Here is a 26097-nt window from a genome sequence, read left to right on the forward strand (position 1 = left end):
CATGGGGACCATCCGCATCACCACCGCCCAGGCCAAGGTCGGGTACGTCGTCGGCGCCGTGATCGTCGAGGTGATGCTCGCGCTCCTGCTCTGGGCGATCGGGCTGCCGGACGGTGCCGTGCCGTTCCTGTCGGCTCTCGGACTCGTGGCGCTGGTCGTCGTCGGCGTCCGGTTGTTCCGGAACGAGGGCGAGCCCGTCGAACCGCCTCGTGCGTGGTGGCGCATGACCGGTCGGCCGTTCGCCGGGTTCCTGCTGGCCGCGTACTTCGTCGCGGACGCGCTGTTCGCACGGGCGGCGTTCGACGTCCTCGGCACCGCGGTGATGCTGCTCGTGGCCGCTGCGTACGTCGGGTCGTCGGTGACGATGCTCGTGTTGCGCGCGCAGGGGCGGCCGCCCGTCGGTGCGTTCGCGCCCGGGGCGGGCCACGGGTCCGTCGATTCCGGGGATGCCGCGCCCCGCGGGTAGCATTCCCCTGCACCCCCACGACCTCCGGAGCCGCACCCGTATGACCGACGAGACCGTCACCCCCGAGACCGCCGCTGCACCCGCCGACGCCGACGCGCTCGCCGACGCTGTCGCGCTCGCCGAGCAGGAGACGAGCGAGCAGCGACAGGTCCGGCTGGACAAGCGGGCACGTCTGCTGGAGTCCGGGATCGAGGCGTACCCAGCCGAGCTCCCGATCACGACGACGATCCCCGCGGTGCGTGCGCAGTACGGCGAGCTGGAGACCGGGGTCGAGACGGATGACGTCGTCGGTGTCGCCGGTCGCATCGTGTTCTCCCGCAACACCGGCAAGCTCTGCTTCGCGACGCTGCAGTCCGGCGACGGCGCCCGCATCCAGGCGATGGTGTCGCTCGCCGAGGTGGGCGACGAGTCGCTGGCGCGCTGGAAGGAGTTCGTGGACCTGGGCGACCACGTGTTCGTGCACGGTCGGGTGATCTCGTCCCGTCGTGGCGAACTGTCGATCATGGTCGACGAGTGGGCGATCGCGGCCAAGGCGATCCTGCCGCTCCCGAACCTGCACAACGAGCTGAACGAGGAGACCCGGGTCCGCCAGCGGTACCTCGACCTCATCGTCCGTGACCAGGCCCGCGAGACCGTCCGTGCCCGTGCCGCCGTGATGGCGTCGCTCCGCCAGACCTTCACCGGCCACGAGTACCTCGAGGTCGAGACGCCGATGCTGCAGACCCAGCACGGTGGCGCCTCGGCCCGTCCCTTCGTCACGCACTCGAACGCGTTCGACACCGAGCTGTTCCTGCGCATCGCACCGGAGCTCTTCCTGAAGCGCGCCGTCGTCGGCGGCATCGACCGGGTCTTCGAGATCAACCGGAACTTCCGGAACGAGGGCGCCGACTCGTCGCACTCGCCCGAGTTCGCGATGGTCGAGGCCTACCAGGCGTACGGCAACTACGAGCAGATGGCCGACCTCACGCAGGAGCTCGTGCAGAACGCGACGCGCGCCGTCACCGGCGGCTCCCTCGAGGTCACGCTGCCCGACGGGACGACGTACGACCTCGGCGGCGAGTGGCCGCGCATCGACATGTACGGCTCGCTCTCGTCGGCAGCCGGGCGTGAGATCACGCCGTCGACCCCGCTCGGAGAGCTGCAGGCGCTCGCCGCGGCCGAGGGCGTCGAGGTCGCACACGCCACCCACGGCAAGTACGTCGAGGAGCTCTGGGAGCACTTCGTGATCGACTCGCTCGACCGCCCGACGTTCGTCATGAACTTCCCGGTGGACACCTCACCGCTGACGCGTGAGCACCGCACCCGCCCCGGCATCGTCGAGAAGTGGGACCTGTACGTGCGCGGGTTCGAGCTCGCAACGGCGTACTCGGAGCTGGTCGACCCGGTCGTGCAGCGCGAGCGCTTCGTCGAGCAGGCGAAGCTCGCGGCGGGCGGCGACCCCGAGGCGATGCGCGTCGACGAGGAGTTCCTGCGTGCGCTCGAGCACGCGATGCCCCCGTCGGGCGGCATGGGCATGGGCGTCGACCGCCTGCTCATGGCGATCACAGGCCTCGGCATCCGCGAGACGATCCTCTTCCCGCTGGTCAAGTAGCCCGTCGGTTGCTCACGAGCGGGCGGGTTAGGATGCTCGGGTGCCGCATGGAGTCGTGACCGGGATCATCTTCGCCCTGACGCCGACCGTCGTCGTCGGCCTCGTGTTCTGGTTCGTCATGCGCGCCATCATGCGGGCCGACCGCACCGAGCGCGCCGCCTACGCCAAGGTCGAGGCCGAAGAGCGCGCCCGCTTCGAGCGCGAGCACGGCGTCCCCGCGTCCGCGCCGGCATCCGCGGAGTAGCAGCAGCGTTCACCCCTTCGACGCCCGGCGTCACCGTTCGTTCACGTGGGCGTTGCCGCACGGTGTGAGCATCGTCCGCATGTCCATCACGCAGCTGTTCCGCACTCGTAGCCTGGTCGGCGACATCGAGAGCGAGTACGACGAGTACGACCGCGACGCCGACATCGAGGTCTCCAAGCGCCGAGAGGGCTGGCTCGAACCCTCCTGGTGACCCCCATCCGTTCGTTTTTCGGGGTACGGAGTCCGGATCGCATCGATCCGTGACGACGTACCCCTTTCGCATGCCCGGCAGAGTTCCGCTGGCGAGGTGCATCCTCTGCAATGCGCCAGAAACACCCCTGCAACGCCGGAACCACGGGGTCGACCCCTTGCCATCCGGGCAGTCGGGGGACGAGACTGGTCGTGCGCTGTACCCCGTGGGGTGCGGTTCCGATGGTGAAGCACGGAGAACCCTGGGAATCATTCCGTTTGGTTTGTGGGGTACACCTCCCGCCCGCTTTACTCGTGATCACCCCACGAAGGCCATCACCGTCGAATGCAGGGAGAGTCAGATGACGATCGCAACGGCAGCACCGAGCACCACCTCGCGCCGGACGAAGAAGGCAACCGCGAAGACCGAGTCGGCCAAGGTCGAGAGCACCACGCTCGACGCCGCCGCGGCAGAGGTCGAGGCGGACGAGCAGCTCGCTGGCGTCCGCGGCGCATCGGTCGACCAGGTCGGCGACTACCTCCGCCACATCGGGCGTCTCGCGCTCCTCACGGCCGAGGAAGAAGCACAGATCGCCCGCCGGATCGAGGTCGGTCTGTTCGCCGGCGAGAAGCTCGCCACGGAGCAGGGCCTCGCGAAGTCCCTGCAGCGTGAGCTCAAGTGGCTGGTCCGCGACGGTGAGCGCGCCAAGGAGCGCATGATCACCTCGAACCTCCGCCTCGTCGTGAGCATCGCGAAGCGCTACTCGCAGCGTGGCCTGCCCTTCATGGACGTGATCCAGGAAGGCAACCTCGGCCTCGTCCGCGCCGTCGAGAAGTTCGACTTCACGCAGGGCTACAAGTTCTCGACGTACGCCACCTGGTGGATCCGTCAGGCCATCTCGCGTGGCCTCGCCGACAAGGCCCGCACGATCCGCATCCCGGTGCACACCGTCGAGCTGATCAACAAGATCTCGCGCACCGAGCGTGACCTCACCGTCGACCTCGGCCGCGCGCCGACGCCGGAAGAGGTCGCAGCCGAGCTCAGCATGTCCGTCGAGGAACTCGTGGACCTCAAGGGTCGCTCGCACGAGCCGGTCTCGATCCACACCGTCGTCGGCGACTCCGACGACAGCGAACTCGGCGACTTCATCGAGGACGAGGACGCCGCGTCCCCGAACGAGCTCACCGAGACGACGCTCCTGCACCGCGACATCCGCTCGATCGTCGCGGAGCTCCCGAGCGACGAGGCGAACGTGATCCGCATGCGCTACGGCCTGGACGACGACAAGCCGATGACGCTCGACGAGATCTCGAAGATCGTGCACACGACGCGCCAGGCGGTCAGCCGCGTGGAGTCGCGGGCCAAGCTGCGCCTGTTCGCCAAGGCGGTCTCGCAGGACATGCAGCTCTACCTGACCGAGTAGGTCAGCAGCACTTCGGCCGACGCCCGCAACGGCGTCGGCTCGGGGAAACCGGGTCGTTCTGTGGGAAAGCGATCCGGTGGGGTGATGGGACGGCCCGTTCGAGCACTGCTCGGACGGGCCACACTCATGTCAGCGGGTGTGCTCAGTCCTCGGCCTCGCGACGCAGCTTCTGCCGGAGGTCGCTCGGGATCAGCTCGACGAGCTGGTCGGGGCGGACGGGCAGATCGAGCAGGCTGAGCTTCAGGCGCCCGGTGCGCCCGTGTCGCTCGGCGTCGAGCCGGACGACGCTCCCGGCGTCCTTCCGGAGGCGCATGTCGATCTGCGCCCCGGTGGCGACCTCCCCGACGACGAGCCCGTCGACCTCGAGCGCCGCGCTCCTGGTGCCCTCCGCGATCTCGAACCGGTAGCGCTCCCGCGCGGCGAGGACCACCGCGCGGTCGATGCCCGCCATGGGCGCGACCGGGGTCACGACGGAGCCGGAGAGCGCTGGGGAGAGGACGGGTCCGCCGGCCGCGTAGTTGTAGGCGGTGGACCCGGCCGGCGTCGCTGCCACGATCGCGTCCGCTCGGTAGTACCCGTACCCGAGCCCGCCGACACTGAGGTCCGCGGACACCTGCCCGGCTCCCGGACGCCGCACGATGGTGAGGTCGTTGAACGCCAGGTACTCGGTCCGAGCGCCGCTCCACGACAGCCGGGCCTCGAGCGCGTGGTGCGGCTCCAGCTGGTAGTCGCCGTTCGACAGCCGTTCGAGCGCCGCTTCGAGCTCCGGCGGCTCGATCTCCACGAGGAACCCGACGTTGCCGTAGTTCACGCCGAGCACCGGCACCGGGCGCTTCGCGACGAGCCGCATGGCGCCGAGCATCGTGCCGTCCCCGCCGAGTGCGACCACGAGGTCGACCGTGGCGGTGAAGTCGTCGTCCTCCACCACGTCGATCGTGCCGCCGATGCGGGCTGCGTCGATGCGCCGCGCGACGAGGCGGCCGGCGCCGGAGGAGTTCCAGCGCTGCAGGGTCGTGACGGACTCCTGCACGTTCTTGGTCGGGTGGACGACGAGGCCGACGACGGGCTGCTCCATGTGCCGGATCGTACCGGGCGGACCTGGTTCGAGGTCTTCTCAAGACAACCCCAATGAGATATTCTGCATACATGCAGTCCGCCGCGCTCTCCGTCGCCGTCGCCGACCTCCGTCACGGTCGCGAGATCGTCCTGCTCGCCGAGCACGAGTCCCGCCAGTCCGGCTTCGGCTTCGTCGACGCCGAGCACCTGCTCGTCGCCTCGGTCGTGCTCTGCTCGGGCATGCCGCGGTTCAGCGACGTCCTGCGGCGTCACGGCGTCACGGCCGATGTCCTCCGCGACGCCATCCGCGTGTTCGTCGGTGCCGGGACCGAGCCGTACCCGTCCGAGACCGACCGCATCACGTGCACCCCCGCCGGAGCGCGGCTCCTGGCGCATGCGTCGCAGATCGCCGGCCCGCACGAGCGCGTCCGTCCTCATCACGTGCTGCTCGCCGTGCTCGACGGCATCGACGACCCGTTCATGGGTGCTGCACACGACGTCCTCGACCAGGTCGGCGTCGACCCCCGTCGCTTCCGGCGTGCCCTCCGCCGCGCTGCCCGCCGCAGCTGACGACGCCGGCCCAGCCGCTGGGCGCACCCAGGACAGCAAGGTCACGCCCACGGCGAACAGGGGCAGACCAGCCCCGATGTGCTCGTTACTCTCGAAGTACTTGACCGGACTCACACGAGACCGGTGCAGCTGTCGGCTCCGTCATCAGGGGCCAAGGGAGAGCACATGTTCGAGAGATTCACCGACCGAGCCCGTCGTGTTGTCGTCCTCGCTCAAGAAGAAGCGAAGATGCTCAACCACAACTACATCGGCACCGAGCACATCCTCCTCGGCCTCATTCACGAGGGCGAGGGCGTCGCCGCCAAGGCGCTGGAGTCGCTCGGCATCTCGCTCGATGCCGTCCGCGAGCAGGTCCAGGACATCATCGGGCAGGGCCAGCAGCAGCCGACCGGGCACATCCCGTTCACGCCGCGCGCCAAGAAGGTGCTCGAGCTGTCCCTGCGCGAGGCGCTGCAGCTCGGCCACAACTACATCGGCACCGAGCACATCCTCCTCGGTCTCATCCGCGAGGGCGAGGGTGTCGCAGCCCAGGTGCTCGTCAAGCTCGGGGCCGACCTCAACCGCGTCCGCCAGCAGGTCATCCAGCTCCTGTCCGGCTACCAGGGCAAGGAAGCGGTCGCCGTCGGCGGCGAGCAGCAGCAGAACGCCCAGCAAGGTTCGCAGGTCCTCGACCAGTTCGGTCGGAACCTCACCCAGGCCGCGCGCGACGGCAAGCTCGACCCGGTCATCGGGCGCGAGAAGGAGATGGAGCGGGTCATGCAGATCCTCTCCCGCCGCTCCAAGAACAACCCCGTCCTGATCGGTGAGCCCGGCGTCGGCAAGACCGCCGTCGTCGAGGGCCTCGCCCAGGCGATCGTCAAGGGCGACGTGCCCGAGACGCTCAAGGACAAGCAGCTCTACTCGCTCGACCTCGGCTCGCTCATCGCCGGGTCCCGCTACCGCGGTGACTTCGAGGAGCGCCTCAAGAAGGTCACGAAGGAGATCCGCACCCGCGGCGACATCATCGTCTTCATCGACGAGATCCACACCCTCGTCGGTGCCGGTGCAGCCGAGGGCGCGATCGACGCCGCGTCGATCCTCAAGCCGCTCCTCGCCCGCGGTGAGCTCCAGACCATCGGTGCCACCACGCTCGACGAGTACCGCAAGCACTTCGAGAAGGACGCAGCACTCGAGCGTCGCTTCCAGCCGGTGCAGGTCAACGAGCCGTCGCTCCCGCACGCGATCAACATCCTCAAGGGCCTCCGCGACAAGTACGAGGCGTTCCACAAGGTGTCCATCACCGACGGCGCCATCGTCGCCGCGGCGAACCTCGCGGACCGTTACGTGCAGGACCGCTTCCTGCCCGACAAGGCCATCGACCTGATCGACGAGGCCGGCGCTCGCCTGCGTCTGTCGATCCTGTCGGCGCCGCCGGAGCTCCGAGAGTTCGACGAGAAGATCTCGACGGTCCGCGGGTCGAAGGAAGCCGCCATCGAGGAGCAGGACTTCGAGAAGGCAGCGAGCCTGCGTGACGAGGAGAAGAAGCTCCTCGGCGAGCGGCTCCGCCTCGAGAAGCAGTGGCGTGCCGGTGACGTCGCGGCGTCCGGCACCGTCGACGAGGGCATCATCGCCGAGGTGCTGGCGCAGGCCACCGGTATCCCGGTGTTCAAGCTCACCGAAGAGGAGACCTCGCGCCTCGTCTTCATGGAGAAGGCCCTGCACCAGCGCGTCATCGGTCAGGAAGAGGCCATCTCGGCCCTGTCCAAGACGATCCGCCGCACCCGCGCCGGCCTCAAGGACCCGAACCGCCCCTCCGGCTCGTTCATCTTCGCCGGCCCCACCGGTGTCGGGAAGACCGAGCTCGCCAAGGCGCTCGCGGAGTTCCTGTTCGACGACGAGGGCGCACTGATCTCCCTCGACATGTCGGAGTTCGGCGAGAAGCACACCGTCTCGCGCCTGTTCGGTGCCCCTCCCGGGTTCGTCGGGTTCGAAGAGGGCGGCCAGCTCACCGAGAAGGTGCGCCGCAAGCCGTTCTCCGTGGTCCTCTTCGACGAGATCGAGAAGGCCCACCCGGACATCTTCAACTCGCTGCTGCAGGTCCTCGAGGAGGGTCGACTGACCGATGGTCAGGGCCGCGTGGTCGACTTCAAGAACACCGTCATCATCATGACCACGAACCTCGGTTCGCAGGGCATCGCCGGTGGCCCGGTGGGCTTCCAGGTCGAGGGTGACTCGGGCGTCGGCTACGACCGCATGCGCTCGAAGGTGAACGAGGAGCTCAAGAAGCACTTCAAGCCCGAGTTCCTCAACCGCGTCGACGACACGATCGTGTTCCCGCAGCTCTCGCAGTCCGAGCTGCTGCAGATCGTGGACCTGTTCGTGAAGCGTCTGTCCGACCGCATGCTCGACCGCGACATGACCGTCGAGCTCACGCTGCCGGCCAAGGAGCAGCTCATCAAGGTCGGGTTCGACCCCGCCCTCGGTGCCCGCCCGCTCCGCCGCGCGATGCAGCACGAGGTCGAGGACCAGCTGTCCGAGCACATCCTGCAGGGTGAGCTCACCGCTGGCGACCACGTCAAGGTCGACTTCATCGACGGCAAGTTCGAGTTCGAGACCGGGCGTCAGCCGGGCCGCGAAGAGGTCCTCGCCGGCGCAGCCGCAGTGGAGTCCGGAACGGAAGCCGCTCCGCAGGGCGAGATCGAGTCCTAGAACCCAGCCACAGACAGACGGGAGGCCCGGTGCCAGCTGGCACCGGGCCTCCCGTCTGTCCTGTGTCGGGTGGGTCAGAGCTGGTCGCCTCGTTCGGCGTCGCTTGCGACGTCGCTGTCGGCGGTGCCGTCGGAGTCACCGGCCAGCCCGTCGGCCAGACCGTTGGTCTGGTCGAAGGGGCGCCCGATGGACTCGTCGTTGAGGTCCGCGAGGGAGCCGTTGCCCTCGTGCTGTTCCGGGTTGGTTTCCTTGTCCATGAGCCGGACGGTACGCCGGAGCCCCCGTGCCGTTCCCAGCACGGGGGCTCCGTCGATCGTGGTCAGGCTCAGGCCTGGACGTCACCGCGCCATCCGGCGTCGGTCGGCGCGGACTCGACGCGCTCCTTGTAGTTCTCGAGGTCTTTCTTGACGGCGTGACCGCCGACGCCGACCGCGGAGCCGAGCTTCTCCAGGAAGCCGGAGGGCTGCCAGTCGATCTGCGCGGTCACGCGCGTCTCGGTGTCGGACAGCTTGTGGAACGTGACGACGCCGGCGTGGTCGGTCTCGCCGTCCTTGACCGCCCAGGCGACCCGCTCGTCGGGGTGCTGCTCGGTGATCTTCGCGCGGAACTCGCGCTCCTGGCCCGCGACCTTCACGGTCCAGTCGGTGGTGGTGTCGTCGACCTGGACGATCTTCTCCACCTCGCTGAGGAACTCGGGGAACTCCTCGAAGCGGGTCCACTGCCCGTAGGCAGCGCTGACGGGGACGTTGACGTCGATGGTCTCGATGATCTGGGGCATGTCCTGGACGGTAGGCGGCGGCGCATGTGCACGGCCCAGGGAGCCCGTACCCCGTGAGCACTATGGTTGGGGAGATGACTGAGCACGGGAAGCACGCGTTCCACGAACGGGACGACCACGGCATCCTCGTGCGACCGGCGCTGGCGTCGGACGTGCCGCACATCCAGCGCCTCATCGCCCCCTACGTCGACCGGCGCATCCTGCTCGGCAAGGAGAACGTCGCGCTCTACGGCTCGATCCAGCAGTTCCGGATCGCCGAGGGTCCCGACGGTGTGCCGATCGGCTGCGGAGCGCTCGCGGTGTTCTGGGACGACATCGCCGAGGTGCGCACGCTCGCCCTCGACGCGGACTGGATCCACAAGCGCGTCGGACACCGGATGCTCGAAGCACTCGAGCACGACGCCCGCGAGCTCGGTGTCGCGCGGATCTTCTGCCTGACGTTCGAGGTCGACTTCTTCACGAAGCACGGGTACCTCGAGATCGGCGAGAGCGTCGTGTCCCCGGATGTCTACGCCGAACTCGTGCGGTCGTCGGACGAGGGCGTGGCGGAGTTCCTCGACCTCGCCAGGGTCAAGCCGAACACCCTCGGCAACACCCGCATGCTGAAGATCCTCTGACCCTTTCGGGTCCTCCTCGGCGGGGTTCCGTCGTGCCGTGCCAGGCGTTGTCTACCCTGTGCGCATGTCCTCGTTCCGTCACCCCGTCGGCCCGCAGAAGCCGGGCGTCTACTGGCGCCGCCGTGCGACCGTGGCCGGAGTGATCCTGCTCATCGTGGTCGTCATCGTGCTCATCGTCGTGGGGCGCGGGAACGGGGCGTCGTCCGCCGCTGCCCCGTCGGCGTCGCCGTCTTCGTCTCCTGCCGCGTCGTCGTCGTCTTCGTCGTCTTCGTCGTCTGCCAGTGCGTCGTCGCCGTCAGCGTCCGCGTCCGCTTCGGCGCCTGCTTCCGCCGCCGACGGGTCGACGTGCTCGAAGGACCAGATCACGCTCAAGCCCGTCCTCGACAAGAGCGCGTACGGGCCCACCGAGGACCCCAAGATCGCGATGTCGATCGAGAACACCGGTTCGAACTCCTGCCACATGGACCTCGGGTCGTCGCAGCAGGTCCTCACGATCAGCTCCGGCGAGGAGCAGTACTGGTCGTCGAAGGACTGCCAGACCGGTGGGACGAACCAGGACGTCACGATCAAGGCCGGGCAGACCCTCACCACGCCGGCGATCGCGTGGGACCGGACCCGGTCGTCGACCTCGACGTGTGATGCCTCTCGCCCGTCGGTGACCGGTGGGGGAGCGAGCTACCACCTGCAGGTCGCGGTGGGGAACATCACGGCGAAGGACTCGGCGCAGTTCATCCTGAACTGAGGCGGACCGGCCCGGGCGTCAGTCGAACTTCGGGGTCGTCGCCTTGCAGCGCACGATCTGACCGACGCCGCCGTGCGCCTCGGCGATGACCTTCTTGCCGTCGAGCAGGATCCGGCAGCTCGCCGTCCGGTCGGCCGGGGGAGTGGCCCGCACGGATGCGTCGTCCTCAGCGAGCACGATCGAGTCGTGCGTCCAGCTGGTGTTCTCGCCCTCGGTCGCCTTGGTCGTCGTCGACCCGGCGGTGTGGGTCTCGGGGGCATCCCCACGGCGCTCGGCGCCCACGTAGCTGACGTCGTGGAGCGGGGTCGCGTCCGGAGAGTCGACGGTGACCTCGTACGTGACGGACCATGCATCGCCGACCTGCCGCTGGATCTGCGCACACCCCGTCATGGCGATCGCGACGAGGGCGGCGGCGGAGAGGGCTGCTGTTGTCCGGGTTTTCGTCATACAAACACAATCGCGGCCGGCCGATCGAACTTCGTCATGACGAAGGTTCGATCGAGTCCGACCGCGGTCGTGTTCGGGGTCAGCCGACCGGATGACGGTCAGCGTTCCCCTGGGGTTCAGCCGATGACGGTGATGTTCTCCGCCTGCGGGCCCTTGCGGCCCTCAGTGATCTCGAACTCCACCTTCTGGTTCTCTTCGAGACCGCGGTAGCCGCTGCCCGAGATCGCCGAGAAGTGCGCGAAGACGTCCGCGCTGTTGTCGTCCGGGGCGATGAACCCGAAGCCCTTTTCGTTGTTAAACCACTTGACGGTTCCAGTTGCCATGATGGCGTTTCCTTAACTGTTCTTGCTTTCCATCGCGGTATGACACGCAGACGGAGCCTCGTCGTATGTCGACGAGGATGATGCGCCACGCGGGCAGGTGCCGGCGGGACGGGTTCGGGGTCAGGCCTGAGCCAGTGACCCTGTGCAGTCCGGTCGAGGGAGTGTCACCACCCCGCCCGGACGTTGGGCGCCGCAGAAGCGGTTCCCTCAACCTACAGGGTCTTTGGCCCCACGACCAGACAGTTCGCCTCCTCGGGGCGAAATCTGATGAACTTGATGGTGATGGCAGACAAGGAACAGCGCTTCCGGAGCGAACAGCTCGAGGAAGCCCTCGCGAAGCAGGACGTGGCGGCGGTGGCGTTCGCGCTGCGGAACGACATCGTGATCGTGCCCCGGCTCGTCACGGGCAAGAAGGACATGCAGGTCCGCGTCTTCGGGCGTGAGGGGTCGGAGAAGCGCATCCTGCTGCTGTTCTCGTCGGCCGACGCGTACACGGCGATGGTGCCGGACGAGAAGATCCGGCAGGTCATGGTCTACGACGCGGCTCGGCTGGAGGAGTTCCTCGCCGCGCACCTCGACTCGCTCGAGGGCGTCTTCTTCGACATCGCCGGCCCGAACACCATGCAGGCTGACCCCGCTGATCTGTTGGATGCCCTTCGCGCCTGACCGTCCGCTGGCCGTCCTTGCTCCGGACCGAGTGCGCTCAGTGGACAGCCCCGCGGGGCCGGGTGCTGAAGACGCGTTGCGCCTACTCCACACAGGAGGCTCGGCTCACCCCGGGTGCGCTGGTCCGGTCAGCGCGGTGACGCTCCAAGGCCGTGGTTCAGAACGCTGCGTCGAGCTCGCGTTCGCGCACCGACTTCGTCAGGGAGAACGCGACGCGCAGGGCTTCGCGCAGGTGCTCTGCGTCCGCGCCGAGGACGGTCGTGAAGCCGAGACGCTTCGCTTCGTTCGCGCGCTGCTTGGCTCCGGTCGCCGGTCGGATCTCGCCAGCGAGGCTGATCTCGCCGATGGCCGCGAGCGTGTGCGGGTACGGACGATCACGAGCGGCACTGGCCAGGGCGAGGACGATCGCCAGGTCGGCGCCGGGCTCGGTGAGCTTCATCCCACCGACGGTGGAGACGTAGACGTCGGCATCGGAGAGCTTGATGCCCGCACGGCGTTCGAGCACCGCGAGCAGCATCGCCACGCGTGAGGAGTCGACGCCGTTCACGACGCGCCTGGGCTGCGGAGCGGAACTCGGTACGACCAGCGCCTGGACCTCGACCGGGAGGGCGCGGCGGCCTTCCATCGCGACGGTGATGCACGTGCCGGAGACGGGGGCGCCGTTGCGGGACATGAACAGTCCGCTGGGATCGGGGACCTCGTGGATGCCGTCGCCCGCCATGTCGAAGCAACCGACCTCATCGGTCGGGCCGAAGCGGTTCTTCAGTGCACGGACGAACCGGAGCGCGGTCTGACGGTCGCCCTCGAAGTGGCAGACGACGTCGACGAGGTGTTCGAGCAACCGCGGACCGGCGATCGAGCCGTCCTTCGTCACGTGGCCGACGATCAGCACGGGCAGGTTGCGCTGCTTGGCTTCGCGGATGAGGGTCGATGCGACCTCTCGCACTTGGGACGTGCCACCCGCGATGCCGTCGACCGTGGCGGAGGAGATCGTCTGCACGGAGTCGGCGATGAGCAGGTCTGGCTGGACCTGGTCGATCTGCCCGAGGATGACGCCGAGGTCGACTTCACTCGCGAGGTACAGGTCGTCGTGCATCGCCCCGGTGCGCTCGGCACGGAGCCGGACCTGGTCGACGGACTCTTCAGCGCTGACGTAGAGCACCCGCTTGCCGGACGCGGCAGCGCGCGAAGCAACCTCGAGCAAGAGCGTCGACTTCCCCACGCCAGGCTCGCCGCTCAGCAGGACCGCGGCACCGGGGACGATCCCGCCGCCGAGGACACGGTCGAACTCGCCGATGCCGGACCGCCAGCGTGGCACTGCGCCGACCCGAGCCTGTGTGATGGGCTGCGCGACACGGGTGCCCGTCACGGCGACCGCGCTCGTGCCGCGGACGCTGGCCGTCGTGGCGGTGGTGTCCTCGACGGTGCCCCACGACTGGCATTCGCCGCAGCGCCCGACCCACTTGATGGTGGTCCAGCCGCACTCGGAGCAGCGGTAGGAAGACTGGGGGCGGGCCATGGAACGAGGTTAGGCCGCGCCGCCGACATCCCCCGGGCGGAGGTCCGGTGCGTCCGAGGCGTCCGGCGCGTCTGGCCCGTTGTTGTCGCCGCGCTCGTCGTGCGCGCCGCCGGCGTACTCGCCGGGCAACGGGACGGACCCGGTCATGCGCTGCCGGAGGCGGTCGATGCGGCCCGGCCGGTGCGCGTGGTCGAGATCGTCCGCCCCGCCGGTGTCCTGCTCCGCGCGCGCGTTCGCGACCGCGCCGGCTTCTCGCCCCAGGTCCTCGGCTTCCCGCACCGACAAGTAGTGCCGGATCGCCGCGACGGTGTCGACCCTGGCATCGATCGCCGGCTCGAACGCGCTCGCCCAGATCTCGTACCCGCGGTCGTTCGGGTGGAACAGGTCCCCGTACGTGTTGAAGAAGGTCCGGCGGAGCCCGACCCGCTTCGTGATCGCGTGCAGCGGCGCCACCGTCAGCCCGAGCTCGTCCGCGACCCGGTGCACGATCTCGTTCGCCACGGCGACCTTGCGCTCACGGTCGGGAACGAACATGCACGGCAGCTCCGCCACGATCGCGTGCGACGGCACCGCGGCGTAGATCTCGCGGAGGTTCCGCTCGAACTTATCGGGGTTGAAGTCGGCGATGTCGTTCGCGCCGATCGACACCGTGCAGACGTCGGGTGTGAAGTTCCGGAGCTTCGGGAGTTGGTCCTTCTTCGCTCCCCACGTCGTCGCGCCCGAGATGCTCAGGTTCACCACGCGGACCGTGCTGCGCGACCGGTGCTTGATCCGTCGGGCGAGGAGGCCGACGTAGCCACGGGACGGGACCGTCGCACCGACGCCCTGCGCCGCGGAGTCGCCGATCGCCAGGTACGTGATCTGCCCTTCGTGGTGGAGCCGTTCGCGCCACCAGTCCGCGTGTGTGGGGAGCATCTCGACCACGCGTTGGGCTGCCGCGCGCTGTCCCTTGACGCCGGCCCGGGCGCCGAATGCCGCGCCGCCGGCGACCGCGAGGCCGCCGGCGATCGAGGAGATCAGTGCGATGAGTGTGCGAGACTTCATGCCGCTGACGGTACGCCCGCTGGCCATGACGGATCAGAGTGGATCTGTGGTTGTGGGAAGTGCCCTGGACGTGACCACCTGTGGAGAGTGGGCCGGCCCGCGGTGTCGCGAGGGGCCTCCCGGATCGTGTAAACTCTTCCCCGGTACCGTGTCCGAGCGGCCGAAGGATCATGTCTCGAAAACATGTGTGGGGGCAACTCCACCGTGGGTTCAAATCCCACCGGTACCGCCAACGGGTTGATTGCAAGTCTGGTCTCCAGCGTTTGCAAGTCTGACCTAACAGAAGAGCCCCCGGCTTCGGCCGGGGGCTCTTCTGTTTCTTGGAGACTGTTCGGTGCCCGGCTTCGGCGCTCCCGGACGGATCTGCGGCTGCTTGTGCGCTCGGTGCGCCGTCGCCAGTTCGTTTTCGGGCGCCCGAAGCACCCCGGCTGCTTCCACCCTGTTTTCGGGCGTGACGGAGCGTCGGGGTGTGTGGGTGTCTTGTTTGGTTCTGCCGGCGTTGCCGGTGCGGGTCAGCCCGCTACGCGGGCACGGGTGGTAGCTCTAACGGTTCCCACGGCACCAGTTTCCGAGGTGGCGGGTTCCGCATATACCGGGTTTCGCGGTTGCGGTCGCGGGCGCGCTCGAGGTACTCGCCGGGCTGCTTTCGCGGCTGCGGTGCGCGGCCTGCTGCGGCTCGTCGTTCCAGTTCGTAGACGTCGTGTTCGTACTGGATGATGCGTCGCATGTTCGATGCGACGGCGAAGAGAGCGAGCGCGAACTGCTGCGCAGCGAGGCCGTGCATGGGTCGGGCCATCGTGTTCTCGAGGTTGTGGTCCTTCTGCAGCAGGTCGTTGGAGGACTCGCTGCTGTTTCGGTCGGCTCGGTACGTGTCGAACCATTCCTTGCTGCCGTAGCGGAGCTTCTGCCGCTGCTGCACGTGCGTCGTCGGCTTCACGGATACCGACTTCTGGCAGCAGACCTTGTAGTCCTTCTGCCTGTCGGTGATGTTCTCCTCGTAGATGTGAACGCGGTCGGCTTCCTCGTCGGGCACTGCACCCTTCATCAGCTCGCGGAGCGGGCACGACGCTGTCGGCGACGGCCCCGACGCAGGGCAGCTGAGGCGGAGCGTGCCGTTGGTCTTCTGCTCGTGGAGGATGAGTTCGTACTTCTCGAGCTTCTTCCGCTTGGCCCAGTACTCCTCGTTGGTGAGCTTGCCCTGCTCCCAGTTCTTCGTCGACTCGAGCAGGTCGATGGGAGTCGACGGGCAGTAGTAGCGGCCTTCAACCATGATGGAGTTGCCGATGGCGCCGTTGGTGATGCCCTTCTGCCGGTCGACGTAGTCCTTCACCACGGGGATGCCACGCTGGACGAGCTGCTCATGGAACTCGTCTTTGAGTTGCGAGTAGCCGCGGTCGAAGCTCAACCGTGTGAGCTCATATCCGCGTGCTTGCAACGAGTCGAGGAGCGAGATGGCGTGACCGCCGATGCGCTTGTTCGGGGTGCCGAGACTGATGGCCCGGATGAGTTGCGGTGCGTAGAGCTTCTTGTCCGCGTTGGGGTCTTCGAGGACGTCGATGATGATGTTCGCCATGTACCCGAGCTCCCACTTGAAGCGGGAGATACGTTCCTCTTCGTCAGCGTTGCGCTTCTTCGCACCCTTCTTCTTCGTCACCCAATCGGCCTCCATCGCCCGGACGCGGCGGGCCTCCGGCTCGTTGGTCGTCGGGTCGAGCGCGTTCTTCTGCGGAATCTCCTTGCCGGTCTTCGGGTCCCGCTTCCATCGGGCCATGACCGCTCCGGCTTTCACGCCGCTCTGGTCGATGGTCATCGCGGTCTTCCGCCGTCGATACTTCCGAGCCTGCTGCTGGAGCGACATCTCCACAAGCGCGTGCATGAACCACTCGGCGCGGGCGTTCAGTTCCGCGACGAACTCCTGGTCGACGGCGGCTTTCCACGCGATGCGGTCCTCGTACGACAGCGCCTTCCACTGGTTCCGTTCCGCCCCGTCGTTGGTGATGTACGGGTCGAACGTGGCGATGACGCGATGGATGGCTCGGTGCGCGATGAAGTACCAGTTGGTGAACGGGTTGTCGTACAGGTGACCGACGCCGAGCACCTCTCGAGCCTCAGGAGTGAGCCGGTGCTGCAGCGCACGCGCCATGTCCTGCACGCGCACCGACGAATGCTCGATGACGAGGATGAGCGCGATGGTGAGAATGACCGCGTCATTGATGGCCGGTGCCGGGCCGCCGTTGCGCTTCCCGGCGCGTTCACGGTTCCGGCGCCGCCACACGCCCAGCGGCGGCAGGACCTGGGACTGGATCACACGGTCAAGCCATGCCTGCGCCAATTCGCCGTCGATAGGGGTCATCGGGCCGGGACCCGCCTTGACCTCAGCCTCGGTGAGCCTGCCCTCCCCAACGGTGCGGAGCACGTCGAACGTCGTGGCGACAGTGTTGTCCCACGTGTTCGCCAAGCCGGTCATCGCTTCCCGCCCCGTGCGGAGCGGCGCGCTTCAGCGAGGAGCCCTTCCCGGATGGCGGCGAACATCAGGTCACTCGCGTCGAAGGCGCCCTCCGCGGTGGCTTCCTCCGCCCGCGCCGGGCGCTGCGCGATTCCGGGCGGCAGGGCCTCGTACCGAGACGTCTTTCGCGAGCGCTTGGGCATCCAATCGGCTCCGAGAGCTTCGATGCGCCGCAGCTCGCGCCCCTTCTTGTGCGCGGGCCGGCCTCCATCGCCTTCCGGCGGCTCCGTCGAAGCGGCACGCTCGAACGGAGCCGCCGGGGTGCCGACGGGAATCGCAGTGCTGTCAGCTGTCAATGGCTGCTCGCCACGCCTGAACGGAACCGCAAGGGTCCCGGCAGGGACGGCGGTGCTGTCCGACGTGAGCGCCTGTTCGTGGGTGTCGACTCTCCTGGGTCGCCGCGCGTACTTGCCGTGGTCCTGGTCACGCGGGCGGCGTCGACCTTGCGGACGAGGCGGGTAAATCGTGCTGTCCGACTCGGCCGCGTCATCCACGGCGGAGCTCATGGGCGCGCCGTTTGGCTTCACGGCACTCGATGTGGCCTCGACGCGAGCTCTCTCGTGCACGGCACGCCAGCTGGGTCCGTCGGACGCGATGATGTCGTCGCTGGTGGTGTTCACGACTGGTCTGTATGCGGCGGGATTGCGGACAGCCCCGTGCCACTGGTCGAAGTTGAGGTGGGCAGCGTCGCCCCAGTCGTGCGGTCGGTAGCAGGTTCGTGCGCGACGAGAGGATTTCGGGCGATGGTGGATGGTTCAGGGCTGCACGCAACGCTCGCGGACAAGCGCCGTTGCGTCCTGGCATAGCAACGACTCCGCTCGATCGGCGTCGTTGCTGCAGTGGTGGTCAGAGTCTGCCGGCGGTTCGGATGACCTCGATCGCTTCGGATAGCACTTCTGCGCACGACGACGGAGGCTCAGGAGGTGTCTGCAAGCGCCCTGACGCGTTGACCGGGAACCACTGCAGGAGGCCCGCCTGCAGGTCGACGATGTACGTACGTGTGGGGCCGAGACCATCAACGTCGAGGATCGACGTAAGCCTGTCAGCGTTGTAGTCGGCACTGCCTTGCCTGGTGCCGCCTCGTGCGCTCAACCGCGGACGGCGCAGGTTGCCGGCGCGGGTCAGCGTGCCGGCCAATCGCGCGAGGTAGCGAGTCTTCACCTCAACAACGGTGAGCTCGTCGTCGATCAGGACCACGAGATCGAGGTCCTGTCGACCTTCGTTGCGGGTGAGGTGGGAGTCGCCGACGGCGACGATGGGAACTCCGAGCGTCTCGAGGTGGATGCGAACTACTTCCTCGCCCACGTCGCCGAGCTGTGCTGCGGTGAGCGTCTCCAAGACCGCGTGCCCAGCGGCGTCGTTTTCGGCGGAAGGCGGGTAGGACGCAAACGCTGTCGCGTCAAACCGGTTCCGATACGCCCGCACGCTGACGCCCTCGACGGTGATGGTTCCGGTCTCGACCACGGCCGCATGATCCGTCGCATCCGCATATCGCAGGGAGGCGAAGTACATCGCCTGCTGTTCCACCGCCTTTCGTTCAGTGTCCCGGTACCGCTGACCATCACGGGAGAGTCCTCGGTTCATTGCGCGGTCCTGGCGGAAGATGTTGGGCCCGAACAGGCCGCCGCCGCTGTGCGGCATGAGGTGGCTACGATCGACCGGCCGGCCGGCCTGAGCCAGAGGAAACCCACCCTGGTACGAAACATCTCGGCGGTCGACGGTCTGCGGAGGCACGCCGACACAGGCGAGCGTTCGGTCGGGAACATTGCCTGAGGCGAGCTCGAACAGGTAGGTGGCAGTCCCGTGCTTGAAGACAGTCAGACTGCCGTCGGAACGGCTGCTCCAAAGATCGAGCAGCTCACCTTCAAGTTCATCGGCGCTGGCATCCGCACGCGCCAACCGATCAACGGATGCGTAGGCGCTCTCAGTGTCCTGCCACGCCGTGTCTATCTCCGAGCTCACAGCAGCGCCTCCAACGACCACGTTCAAGTGCGGGCCACGTCGAACTATCGCACGCGACCTCGCTCTGCGCGAGGCGATCCGAACCACAGGTGAGAGGTCGTGTTGCGTCGTCGCGGGGGCGGGACAGTTGAGCCCACCCGATGCGCTAACAGCCGACCGGTTCCGCCCCCGTCAGTAAGGTCACCTGGACGGCAGCTTGAAGGTTATAGACGTCGGCTGCCACGAACGACCTCGCCGCATAGATCAGAGCGAGCGCCGCACCACTGTCGGCGGCCACATCTACACTGATGCTCCCCAACTCGAGGTCACCATGTTCGCGAAACCCCTGCTGTTTCTGTCGTCGTACGCGCCACTTTTCGCGATCCTTGCGCTCCGGATTGAGAACACATGGATCCGCATCGTCACCGCTGGGCTCGCCGCAGCGGGAGTTGCGGCACTTATAGCCGTCTTGAACCTCGACCGGCGAAGCGCCAGGGCCGGGTCCACCATCACGTCGGTCCGCAACGCGGGTGCGGAAGCATCGAGCTACCTCGCTGGGTACCTGCTGCCGTTCCTCACCGTTTCGCAGCCGACGACCACCGACGTCGTCGCCTACGTCCTATTCCTCGGGATAGTTGGAGTCGTCACTGTGAAGACAGGCGTCATCCAGGTCAATCCACTGCTGTTTGTGTTCCGTTACTCTGTCTTCCAGGTGACGGACGCTACCGGCGCGGAATATTACCTCCTCAGCAAGCGGAAGATTCGAGCGGGGGAGAAGGTTACGACCACAAGCTTGAATGACGACGTCCGAGTCGATCGCGTCGAACAGAATCCCCTGTAACTGCTCGAAGACGGCTAGGATTGCGGCACCGATCTTGCGAATGGATGCTCATGCCGGCCGTCGAACAAATCACTAGCACAACGCCGATGACACTCGTCGTCGCCTGGCGCACCGGAACGCACGTCCATGCGCGACGAATCAAAATTGCTGGCGCGGTGCATGCCGCGTTCGTCGAGTACGCAAACGCGGCGGCGCAAACCATGAACGAGCCGGGCGGCCGTGACTACGATCCGGACGACGAGCAAGATGATGCTCCGTACGTCCGGGCAACACGCGGAGACGCGTGGGACATGGAACTTCTTAGCGAGCTCGCCCAGGGAGCGAACCTGGATGAGGCGAGCAACGACGACCTGAAGCACCGATTCGTCTGCTACGCGCTCACGGTAGGGCCATCCGAATCTCCGACGCTGTACGTCCGGAAGACGAGCCCACTCTCCCTAGGAACCAAACCGCTCGTCGCTCGGTTCCTCGACGGAGCCGTCAGCGAGATCAGAGAGCCGCTCTTCGCCTTCGACAGCGTCTTCGACGTCATCATCACCGCCGAAGCCGTGTACGCGCTCAACCAGAAGCGGTTCGAAGCCCTCTTCAAGGACTCCGACGCGGTACTCGCACGCGCGGACGAATGGGTGCAACAGCTTAATTCAGCGTTTCCACTCGCCGACGGTTCCGCAGACTTCCTCACCGACACGGTCAAGCGGAACTCGATCTTCCGGCGGAAGCTGACCAGCATCCTCAAACGGGAGTACCTGCAAACACTCACGGTCGACGTGCTTCGAGAGAAGATCCGCGAGCACGGCCTCGACGACGAGGCGTTGCTCGTCGACGACAAGCTCTCCTTCACAGCGGAAACTGCCCGAGAACTGTTCTGGGTGCTCAACCAAGACATTTACTCCGGAGACTTCTCCGGAGAGACCTTCGCGGCCGGTTCAAAGCGGCGTATTTAGGGCCCGCTATCCCGACCCGCGGACCGGTCCGTACATCTTTCTTTGATGGCTTGACGCGCTCCCCAGCAGAGCGCATCGACATGCAAGCGTCGCCGATCAGCGTGATATCGGCGTCAGCACCGAGGATCGCCGATACGCAGATTCCGAACCACGTCACCGGGAGGATGACAGGGACAACGGCGCCCGCACCCGGGCCGCGGCGCTCGAGGTCCATCCTGCCGCCCGTGAAAGGATCAGCGCCGCGAAGGCACCCAGCGCAGGAATCGCGGCAGCAAAGCGCACGACCGCGTCGAGGACTTCGTGCTGGATAGGTGCGGTGGCGACGGCGAGGACGCAGCGGCACACGGCGACGGCGAACTCGATACCCGCGATGAACTGCCCCACCTCCGGCCACTTGGTTCGTCGGTCGCTGGCTGCTCGCAGCAATTGGACTGCCGATGAGGGTCGTGCCCGTCGAGCCCAGCTGCGCTCCGGATCCGGCGCTCCCGCCGCAGTTGCGTCAGCCGAACAACGCCGTAGCAGGTGCAGATCACGCCAGCGAAGACGAACCCCAGACCGAAGTACCGACCGAAGAGCACATCGGCGGTGTGCACGGTCGGACGGTCGAGGACTATGCGTGCACCGGCGACGATGATGCCGATGCCGAACACCGCTTCGAACACTGCGTTCACCGGATCGATGAATTTCAGGTGACGCTTCCACGCGTACGCGGCAGCGTGGTACCTGACGAGGACCGCAAGGCGTTGCTCGAGCGCCGCGTCATGGTTTTGGGACGTAGCCTTCAAGTCTCGGAGGACGGCCGCAGCCTCCGTGGACTCGCGAAGATGACGACGAGCTCGATACGTACGAGCTTGCGCGATCGCAGTCAGTAGAGCGATCGCCGCGCCGACTGCTGCGACACCAACACTCCACCAATCGACCATCATGACACTCCCCACGAACTCGGGCTCGGTCGCCGCTCGGTCACAAGAAGTCCGGCATCGATTGCGGCCGGTCAAGCCAAGCCCGTGTCGGTATCGGAGCAACTCCCGTGCGCTGATCGCAGTCGCACCCGACGCCGGACGCCGGGTGCGACCAGTTGCATCCGTCCGAGCGGTGATCGCCCGGCTCAGCATGACGGCACCGACACGCGACGTCCGGACCGGCGAGCACGTCGGCGAGACCCTGCGCCCGCGTCAGGAGCGCTTCCACCTGCTCTTCCGAGACAACTTCACGAGCGCGAAGGTGCACGCCCAGTTCCGCAACCAAGTCGCTCATCGCTCGCAGTAAATGCGCTTCTTCTATGCGCGTCGACGATCCAAACGGCCCGCTCGGAAAACCCACCGTCCGGAGCTCCGCCGTCGCGTGTGAGAGGACGTCGGCAAGTTGCGCCGCCGACAGGATTTCGCGTTCCGAACCAGAAGTCACCCGCCAACGCTACGAGCTGTCGATGACTGCTCACGTCCAACTCAGCGCCCCTGAACGAGTGAAATCAGCCGGTCACGTCCTCCGCGCATGGGGATGGCAACAAACCCCGGCAGCGCACAACCGCTCAAAACTGGAGACCAACATGACCGACAGATTCTTCACAATCACCGAATCTCACCGCACCCGTTTTGGGACGCGGTCCGTTGCTGATCTGCGCGGCGACGCCGTCGCATCAACCGGACCTTCCTCTCTGTGGCTCGCTGAACTCGCCGAGCAGCTCGAACGAGCGAACCTCACGTGGCTGCGAGACGCGCCCGCCGGGTGGGGGTGGACGATCGCCGTGCCCGACGACGCCGAACAGCCGGAACCGATCTGGCGGAAGAAGCACGGCAACCGGCCGACAAGACTTCTCCGTGTCCTGCGCGAAGCAACCGGCGCGGCGTGGACCGACGCTGCCGCTGCCAGGATCGCTGACCTCGGAGAAGCTTTGGAACGTGACGGCTTCACGCATCTCAACAGCGCACCCGCCGATTGGTACTGGGTACCGGGAGGCCGATCGTAAACGCACGCGGCAGGCAGTAGCAGCGCAGAGTGCGCGTCGCGTATGGAGAACCGGTGCTATCACATACCGTCGCGCTATGAGTACAACAAAACGACCGTCCCTTCCACGGGTACAAGACACAGATTTTGTCGAGCAGGCCGGCGTTCTGACGGTCGCCGGCATCGTCAATCAGGCGCGCTGTATCTGGCGGGAAGTGCTGCACCGAGACGTTGGTATCGACGGTCACATCGAGTACGTAACTCCTGACGGGGAGGCTACCGGACGGACAGTTGCAGTCCAGGTGAAAAGCGGCGCGTCCCGCTTCGCGAACACGACGACCGACGCCCTCCGCTTCACGCCTGAAGCAAAACACCGCCAGTACTGGGAGAGCTACCCGCTTCCCGTCATCCTGGTTCTCCACAACCCGGAGACCATGGAAACGCTGTGGACGGACGCCCGCGAAGCGCTCCGAGTACACGACGAGAACACCACGCTTGAGATTTCCCGGCATAACACGTTCGATCCCGAGGGCGTCCTTGCCGCTCTCGCAACCTCCGGACCGCTCCCGTCGGCAGGCTTCGACGTGGATTCGATCCTGCGCGCCATGGCGCAACCAGACGTGGAGGCACAAGGGCTGACGTTCCTCGACATGTTCGCGCAGGGAATGACAGACATCGCCCGGAGCATCTGGATCTCGGTAGAGGTGACCGACCAAATTCTTGACATCAAGTCAGCGACCTGGGATCCGCCGGGGTACGGCTTCGGCGCTCATGAATTTGCGTTCCTCGACCGCTACGTCGACTTTCTTGTCGCCCACGACCTCGCGCGGCTCGACTACGCCACCTGGCGAGAAACCACGCTGTCGCGACAGATGGTCGCGAAGCTGATGGCACCGCTCACTACGAAGGGGTGCGCCGTTCGAGACGCGATCATCGCACTCGACTCGCAGCTGACCGTGCCCGAAGAACCGACCCAGTTCCCTGCAATCCAAGAGCGTGTCGTGCAGATGCTCTTCAACCCGTCATGGGTTGACGAAGCAGCAATCCGACAAACTCGAATCGACCGGATCAGTGCGACGCTTCGCGCGGTGCCCGGAAGTACCGCATGAGGACACGCAATCGACTCGCGACCAAAGCCAAGACACTAGCGGCATCCCAAAACTGGGGTAGCACAGTCGACCTCTCACGAACTTAAGCTGCCGCCATGGGGTTCTCAGTGCGGATGGCGCCCGGCGTCCGGGTACGTGTGTCAAGCCGAGGAGTGCGGACAAGTATCGGCCCGCGTGCAGCACGCGTGCATATTGGCGGCGGAGCGACCGGCTTCTCCTCAGGTATCGGCCCAGTGACATATTCGACCAGTCTCGGTGTCGGACGGCGGAGCTCATCCGGGGCAGTCACCAGGGCGGTGGTCGCATCGAGCCGCGCGGAAGCAGCCGAACAGCTCGAGGACGTGTACCGGCGGATCGCGGGGCTCCATCGGGAGACCTTCCAGCCGGCGCAGCGACGCGTGGAACCGCCGCCAGCGCCGGTGTACGAGGCTGACGTGTTGAAACGGCAGCAGAAGGAGAAACTCGAAGGCATCAGCTTCTTTGCTCGGGCCCGGCGGAGAGCTGCGCTTGCGCAGGCCAACGTCGACGCGCTGCATGAAGTGGAACACCGACGACGTCAGAACGCACGTCAGCAGCTGGAACGGCAACGCCAGCACGACCAGGAGTGGTCGCTGCTCAACGCGAACGACCCCGTAACAGTCATCGGCGCTCTCGCGGCAGCTTTCGAGGACAACGACGCCGCCGCAGCACCACTTGGTGTCTCCGGCGACGAAGCATCCTTGGTGGTCATCGTGCCGACGCTCGCCGGCATGCCGCAAAAGAAACCCGACGTCACTCCAACAGGCCGGCGCACCATCAAAGCGCTGCCGAAAAAAGAAGCATCGGCATGGCACGCCACCGCGGTCGCCGGATGCATCCTCGTCACAGTCAGGGAGGCATTCGCTGTCGCTCCGGGCCTGCGCACCATCCGCATCGTTGCTGCGACGACTCCGGAGCGCGACGCATACGGAAACCGGCGACCGGAAGCGCTCGTCGCCGCCCGATTCGCGCGGCACCGACTGGAAGGCGTGCAGTGGGAAACCACCGAGTCCCTCCGCATCCTCGACGACGTGGCCACCGAACTTCAGCTCAAGCAAGCCGGAGCTGCCAAGACCCTGACACCATTGACGCTCGACGATGAACCGGAGCTGCGGGCGCTACTGGACGCGATCGACTACGAAGAACTCAGGGCGTGAACGGCGACATCGTGTGGCCTGAGCTCGATCCAGCGGAGACGATCGCTCTCGCCATCGCGCGCAGCGACATGCATTACGTGTCCTGCTCGCTGATCGGCCTCGACGGCATCGCGAACGCCGCGGAACTCGGGCTACTGCAGTACGGCGTGATGGCTGCATACGAAGCGCAAACGCACTTCAAGCGATCGCTCGGAATCGACCTACAGGCTGATTGGGACGCAGACACAGCGAAAGCAGCGCGGATGAGCGGAAAGTTCTTCGCTGACAACAAGCAGCACCTCTCCGGAGTAGTCAGTCACTTCGAGGAGCTACTCGACGCAAACCATCAGGCGTACTTCCCCGTCAACCGGCTCCGGCCGGAGTTTGACTTCCTCCGTGACGACCTCTCTGTCGTCACGCTGGACGGTCGCCCCTACATGACCTCCGTCAGCGCGCATTTCCTCATGGGTTTGCGGTCCGACCAGACAGCGACGCTCGATCAGGCAGGGCCTGCCGCGTACCGCCTCAGCGTCGGCGCCGGCAATATCGCAGGGGCGCTCCTAAACGGCTCGGAGGTCGCGTATCACTCGCCGTCGGCCAGCCTCGATTTTGTGGCATGGGATGCAACGAGTGCTGAGGCGCTTTCCCGCTTGTTTGCGCGAACACTACCCCCGACGCTTGCAATCGCGCTCGCTACTGTCCAAAGCGTGGTTCGTTCCGCAGAGCTCAGTAGTGCTCGGGTCGGTTGCTCGTGGTGCGAGACAGCAGCGCGGAAACACCGGTTCGTCGCTCTGTATCAGGGGCTGCTGGCGCTACACGACCTCCGCCGTGAGCAGCCAGCCTTCGTACCAGCGAACGTCTCCGACCTCATCGACGATGAGCGAACGCGCTGGGTGCTCATGAACGACAAACTGCGGAATGGACTGATCCACCTCGGAATGCAAGACATCGCCTCGCGCCTGCACCGAGGCGACTCACCCGACGAAGCCATCAGTGCGTACACAGGTCTGACAGGCGACGAAGTAGACGAGCGGACGAAGGAGCGTCTGTACACCCTCGGTGAAACCCTGACGACGTGGATGCTCACCCCACCGCCGTCCGGGCCATCCTTCGCAGACGCATTGCACACGCCGCCAGACTGACGGCGGCAACTGCTGCTTAGGCAAACCCGCGGACGGACGCCCCGTTCCGAGAAGCCTTCGCTCGACTCCTCGTCGGCCGACGGGGACTCCGTTCCAGAGCTGAACTGCCGGAAGAGCCACGTCCCGTCAACGTCCCGCCGAGGCGCCAG

The 26097-nt window shown here is 66.6% G+C and carries 29 protein-coding genes and 1 tRNA gene; 19 read left to right on the top strand and 11 right to left on the bottom strand.

What is annotated here, in order from left to right; genetic code table 11:
* Position 1: 1 nt before the first annotated feature.
* The 5 genes from AAEP80_RS03940 to AAEP80_RS03960 all read left to right on the top strand — a co-directional run bounded on the left by AAEP80_RS03940 (position 2) and on the right by AAEP80_RS03960 (position 3914).
* Positions 2-466, top strand: coding sequence for a hypothetical protein (locus tag AAEP80_RS03940; protein ID WP_420366028.1), 465 nt, complete (start codon positions 2-4; stop codon positions 464-466).
* Positions 467-506: 40 nt separating this feature from the next.
* The gene (gene lysS / locus AAEP80_RS03945) at positions 507-2057 is read left to right on the top strand and encodes a lysine--tRNA ligase (RefSeq protein WP_420366029.1); all 1551 of its coding nucleotides are present in this window, start codon (positions 507-509) and stop codon (positions 2055-2057) included.
* 40 nt (positions 2058-2097) lie between these two features.
* Complete coding sequence (locus tag AAEP80_RS03950; RefSeq protein ID WP_281266461.1) at positions 2098-2301, top strand: hypothetical protein; 204 nt, start codon at positions 2098-2100, stop codon at positions 2299-2301.
* 79 nt (positions 2302-2380) lie between these two features.
* Entirely contained in the window at positions 2381-2512 is a 132-nt protein-coding gene (locus tag AAEP80_RS03955; RefSeq protein ID WP_281266462.1) for a hypothetical protein, read from the top strand.
* A 340-nt stretch (positions 2513-2852) separates the two neighbouring features.
* Complete coding sequence (locus tag AAEP80_RS03960) at positions 2853-3914, top strand: sigma-70 family RNA polymerase sigma factor (protein ID WP_420366030.1); 1062 nt, start codon at positions 2853-2855, stop codon at positions 3912-3914.
* Between the two features lie 142 nt (positions 3915-4056).
* Here AAEP80_RS03960 and AAEP80_RS03965 read toward each other — a convergent pair whose 3' ends face one another.
* Positions 4057-4989 carry an NAD(+)/NADH kinase gene (locus AAEP80_RS03965; protein ID WP_281266464.1) on the bottom strand — a complete coding sequence of 311 codons (933 nt, stop codon included), beginning with the start codon at positions 4987-4989 and terminating at the stop codon, positions 4057-4059.
* A gap of 71 nt (positions 4990-5060) precedes the next feature.
* On the opposite strand from AAEP80_RS03965, the gene AAEP80_RS03970 reads away from it, so the two are divergent.
* On the top strand, positions 5061-5540 hold the full coding sequence (locus AAEP80_RS03970) for a Clp protease N-terminal domain-containing protein (RefSeq protein WP_420366031.1): 480 nt from the start codon (positions 5061-5063) through the stop codon (positions 5538-5540).
* 165 nt (positions 5541-5705) lie between these two features.
* Positions 5706-8228: an ATP-dependent Clp protease ATP-binding subunit gene (locus tag AAEP80_RS03975; RefSeq protein ID WP_402727704.1), complete on the top strand. Its 2523-nt coding sequence runs from the start codon at positions 5706-5708 to the stop codon at positions 8226-8228.
* Positions 8229-8302: 74 nt separating this feature from the next.
* Here AAEP80_RS03975 and AAEP80_RS03980 read toward each other — a convergent pair whose 3' ends face one another.
* Together AAEP80_RS03980 and AAEP80_RS03985 are read right to left on the bottom strand one after the other, a co-directional pair.
* Positions 8303-8485 (bottom strand): hypothetical protein, encoded by a 183-nt coding sequence (locus tag AAEP80_RS03980; protein ID WP_402727705.1) that lies wholly within the window; start codon positions 8483-8485, stop codon positions 8303-8305.
* A 68-nt stretch (positions 8486-8553) separates the two neighbouring features.
* Positions 8554-9006 carry an SRPBCC family protein gene (locus tag AAEP80_RS03985; RefSeq protein WP_413600325.1) on the bottom strand — a complete coding sequence of 151 codons (453 nt, stop codon included), beginning with the start codon at positions 9004-9006 and terminating at the stop codon, positions 8554-8556.
* A 74-nt stretch (positions 9007-9080) separates the two neighbouring features.
* Here AAEP80_RS03985 and AAEP80_RS03990 point away from each other — a divergent pair, with 74 nt between their 5' ends.
* Positions 9081-9623 carry an amino-acid N-acetyltransferase gene (locus tag AAEP80_RS03990; RefSeq protein WP_281266468.1) on the top strand — a complete coding sequence of 181 codons (543 nt, stop codon included), beginning with the start codon at positions 9081-9083 and terminating at the stop codon, positions 9621-9623.
* 64 nt (positions 9624-9687) lie between these two features.
* The gene (locus AAEP80_RS03995; protein WP_420366032.1) at positions 9688-10365 is read left to right on the top strand and encodes a hypothetical protein; all 678 of its coding nucleotides are present in this window, start codon (positions 9688-9690) and stop codon (positions 10363-10365) included.
* Positions 10366-10383: 18 nt separating this feature from the next.
* Here the strand turns inward: AAEP80_RS03995 and AAEP80_RS04000 are convergent, their stop codons facing one another.
* Positions 10384-10812, bottom strand: a complete 429-nt coding sequence (locus tag AAEP80_RS04000) for a hypothetical protein (protein ID WP_420366033.1) — start codon at positions 10810-10812, stop codon at positions 10384-10386.
* Positions 10813-10928: 116 nt separating this feature from the next.
* On the bottom strand, positions 10929-11135 hold the full coding sequence (locus AAEP80_RS04005; RefSeq protein WP_056126521.1) for a cold-shock protein: 207 nt from the start codon (positions 11133-11135) through the stop codon (positions 10929-10931).
* 282 nt (positions 11136-11417) lie between these two features.
* Between AAEP80_RS04005 and AAEP80_RS04010 the strand changes: the two genes are divergently transcribed.
* The gene (locus AAEP80_RS04010; protein WP_281266471.1) at positions 11418-11801 is read left to right on the top strand and encodes an SseB family protein; all 384 of its coding nucleotides are present in this window, start codon (positions 11418-11420) and stop codon (positions 11799-11801) included.
* Between the two features lie 157 nt (positions 11802-11958).
* On the opposite strand, the gene radA is transcribed toward AAEP80_RS04010, so the two are convergent.
* Positions 11959-13320, bottom strand: coding sequence for a DNA repair protein RadA (gene radA / locus AAEP80_RS04015; RefSeq protein WP_281266472.1), 1362 nt, complete (start codon positions 13318-13320; stop codon positions 11959-11961).
* Between the two features lie 9 nt (positions 13321-13329).
* Positions 13330-14364 carry an SGNH/GDSL hydrolase family protein gene (locus AAEP80_RS04020; RefSeq protein WP_420366034.1) on the bottom strand — a complete coding sequence of 345 codons (1035 nt, stop codon included), beginning with the start codon at positions 14362-14364 and terminating at the stop codon, positions 13330-13332.
* Between the two features lie 142 nt (positions 14365-14506).
* On the opposite strand from AAEP80_RS04020, the gene AAEP80_RS04025 reads away from it, so the two are divergent.
* Positions 14507-14596, top strand: a tRNA-Ser gene (locus AAEP80_RS04025).
* Between the two features lie 288 nt (positions 14597-14884).
* Here the strand turns inward: AAEP80_RS04025 and AAEP80_RS04030 are convergent.
* From AAEP80_RS04030 to AAEP80_RS04040, 3 genes are all read right to left on the bottom strand, one after another.
* On the bottom strand, positions 14885-16831 hold the full coding sequence (locus tag AAEP80_RS04030; protein ID WP_420366035.1) for a hypothetical protein: 1947 nt from the start codon (positions 16829-16831) through the stop codon (positions 14885-14887).
* The gene (locus AAEP80_RS04035) at positions 16828-17490 is read right to left on the bottom strand and encodes a hypothetical protein (protein WP_420366036.1); all 663 of its coding nucleotides are present in this window, start codon (positions 17488-17490) and stop codon (positions 16828-16830) included. The genes AAEP80_RS04030 and AAEP80_RS04035 overlap by 4 nt, the downstream gene beginning before the upstream one ends.
* A gap of 226 nt (positions 17491-17716) precedes the next feature.
* A complete protein-coding gene (locus AAEP80_RS04040) occupies positions 17717-18832 on the bottom strand; it encodes a hypothetical protein (protein ID WP_420366037.1) in 1116 nt (371 codons plus the stop codon).
* 196 nt (positions 18833-19028) lie between these two features.
* Between AAEP80_RS04040 and AAEP80_RS04045 the strand changes: the two genes are divergently transcribed.
* Together AAEP80_RS04045 and AAEP80_RS04050 are read left to right on the top strand one after the other, a co-directional pair.
* Entirely contained in the window at positions 19029-19652 is a 624-nt protein-coding gene (locus tag AAEP80_RS04045; RefSeq protein WP_420366038.1) for a hypothetical protein, read from the top strand.
* Positions 19653-19738: 86 nt separating this feature from the next.
* Positions 19739-20596, top strand: coding sequence for a Kiwa anti-phage protein KwaB-like domain-containing protein (locus AAEP80_RS04050; RefSeq protein ID WP_420366039.1), 858 nt, complete (start codon positions 19739-19741; stop codon positions 20594-20596).
* A 153-nt stretch (positions 20597-20749) separates the two neighbouring features.
* On the opposite strand, the gene AAEP80_RS04055 is transcribed toward AAEP80_RS04050, so the two are convergent.
* Entirely contained in the window at positions 20750-20980 is a 231-nt protein-coding gene (locus AAEP80_RS04055; RefSeq protein WP_420366040.1) for a hypothetical protein, read from the bottom strand.
* Positions 20981-21042: 62 nt separating this feature from the next.
* On the opposite strand from AAEP80_RS04055, the gene AAEP80_RS04060 reads away from it, so the two are divergent.
* The 6 genes from AAEP80_RS04060 to AAEP80_RS04085 all read left to right on the top strand — a co-directional run bounded on the left by AAEP80_RS04060 (position 21043) and on the right by AAEP80_RS04085 (position 25948).
* Positions 21043-21468: a hypothetical protein gene (locus AAEP80_RS04060; RefSeq protein WP_420366041.1), complete on the top strand. Its 426-nt coding sequence runs from the start codon at positions 21043-21045 to the stop codon at positions 21466-21468.
* A 241-nt stretch (positions 21469-21709) separates the two neighbouring features.
* Complete coding sequence (locus tag AAEP80_RS04065; protein ID WP_420366042.1) at positions 21710-21865, top strand: hypothetical protein; 156 nt, start codon at positions 21710-21712, stop codon at positions 21863-21865.
* A 280-nt stretch (positions 21866-22145) separates the two neighbouring features.
* Complete coding sequence (locus tag AAEP80_RS04070; protein ID WP_420366043.1) at positions 22146-22565, top strand: hypothetical protein; 420 nt, start codon at positions 22146-22148, stop codon at positions 22563-22565.
* A 76-nt stretch (positions 22566-22641) separates the two neighbouring features.
* Complete coding sequence (locus AAEP80_RS04075) at positions 22642-23652, top strand: DUF4365 domain-containing protein (protein ID WP_420366044.1); 1011 nt, start codon at positions 22642-22644, stop codon at positions 23650-23652.
* Positions 23653-23948: 296 nt separating this feature from the next.
* Positions 23949-24827, top strand: coding sequence for a hypothetical protein (locus AAEP80_RS04080; protein ID WP_420366045.1), 879 nt, complete (start codon positions 23949-23951; stop codon positions 24825-24827).
* Positions 24824-25948 carry a hypothetical protein gene (locus AAEP80_RS04085; RefSeq protein ID WP_420366046.1) on the top strand — a complete coding sequence of 375 codons (1125 nt, stop codon included), beginning with the start codon at positions 24824-24826 and terminating at the stop codon, positions 25946-25948. Before AAEP80_RS04080 ends, AAEP80_RS04085 begins: the two co-directional genes overlap by 4 nt.
* Positions 25949-26097 lie beyond the last annotated feature (149 nt).

It is taken from the genome of Curtobacterium sp. L3-7 (assembly GCF_048756585.1).
In the GTDB taxonomy this organism is placed as follows: Bacteria; Actinomycetota; Actinomycetes; order Actinomycetales; family Microbacteriaceae; genus Curtobacterium.

Excerpts from the sequence above, each read along its gene's own strand:
- AAEP80_RS04075 (WP_420366044.1), top strand. The coding sequence starts at position 22,642 with ATGAGTACAACAAAACGACCGTCCCTTCCACGGGTACAAGACACAGAT.
- AAEP80_RS03940 (WP_420366028.1), top strand. The coding sequence starts at position 2 with ATGGGGACCATCCGCATCACCACCGCCCAGGCCAAGGTCGGGTACGTC.
- AAEP80_RS04020 (WP_420366034.1), bottom strand. The coding sequence starts at position 14,364 with ATGAAGTCTCGCACACTCATCGCACTGATCTCCTCGATCGCCGGCGGC.
- AAEP80_RS03980 (WP_402727705.1), bottom strand. The coding sequence starts at position 8,485 with ATGGACAAGGAAACCAACCCGGAACAGCACGAGGGCAACGGCTCCCTC.
- AAEP80_RS03970 (WP_420366031.1), top strand. The coding sequence starts at position 5,061 with ATGCAGTCCGCCGCGCTCTCCGTCGCCGTCGCCGACCTCCGTCACGGT.
- AAEP80_RS03960 (WP_420366030.1), top strand. The coding sequence starts at position 2,853 with ATGACGATCGCAACGGCAGCACCGAGCACCACCTCGCGCCGGACGAAG.
- AAEP80_RS03965 (WP_281266464.1), bottom strand. The coding sequence starts at position 4,989 with ATGGAGCAGCCCGTCGTCGGCCTCGTCGTCCACCCGACCAAGAACGTG.
- AAEP80_RS04050 (WP_420366039.1), top strand. The coding sequence starts at position 19,739 with ATGACACTCGTCGTCGCCTGGCGCACCGGAACGCACGTCCATGCGCGA.
- radA (WP_281266472.1), bottom strand. The coding sequence starts at position 13,320 with ATGGCCCGCCCCCAGTCTTCCTACCGCTGCTCCGAGTGCGGCTGGACC.
- AAEP80_RS03985 (WP_413600325.1), bottom strand. The coding sequence starts at position 9,006 with ATGCCCCAGATCATCGAGACCATCGACGTCAACGTCCCCGTCAGCGCT.
- AAEP80_RS03995 (WP_420366032.1), top strand. The coding sequence starts at position 9,688 with ATGTCCTCGTTCCGTCACCCCGTCGGCCCGCAGAAGCCGGGCGTCTAC.
- AAEP80_RS04065 (WP_420366042.1), top strand. The coding sequence starts at position 21,710 with ATGACGGCACCGACACGCGACGTCCGGACCGGCGAGCACGTCGGCGAG.
- AAEP80_RS04000 (WP_420366033.1), bottom strand. The coding sequence starts at position 10,812 with ATGACGAAAACCCGGACAACAGCAGCCCTCTCCGCCGCCGCCCTCGTC.
- lysS (WP_420366029.1), top strand. The coding sequence starts at position 507 with ATGACCGACGAGACCGTCACCCCCGAGACCGCCGCTGCACCCGCCGAC.
- AAEP80_RS04010 (WP_281266471.1), top strand. The coding sequence starts at position 11,418 with ATGGCAGACAAGGAACAGCGCTTCCGGAGCGAACAGCTCGAGGAAGCC.
- AAEP80_RS04030 (WP_420366035.1), bottom strand. The coding sequence starts at position 16,831 with ATGACCGGCTTGGCGAACACGTGGGACAACACTGTCGCCACGACGTTC.
- AAEP80_RS04005 (WP_056126521.1), bottom strand. The coding sequence starts at position 11,135 with ATGGCAACTGGAACCGTCAAGTGGTTTAACAACGAAAAGGGCTTCGGG.
- AAEP80_RS03990 (WP_281266468.1), top strand. The coding sequence starts at position 9,081 with ATGACTGAGCACGGGAAGCACGCGTTCCACGAACGGGACGACCACGGC.
- AAEP80_RS03955 (WP_281266462.1), top strand. The coding sequence starts at position 2,381 with ATGTCCATCACGCAGCTGTTCCGCACTCGTAGCCTGGTCGGCGACATC.
- AAEP80_RS04070 (WP_420366043.1), top strand. The coding sequence starts at position 22,146 with ATGACCGACAGATTCTTCACAATCACCGAATCTCACCGCACCCGTTTT.
- AAEP80_RS03975 (WP_402727704.1), top strand. The coding sequence starts at position 5,706 with ATGTTCGAGAGATTCACCGACCGAGCCCGTCGTGTTGTCGTCCTCGCT.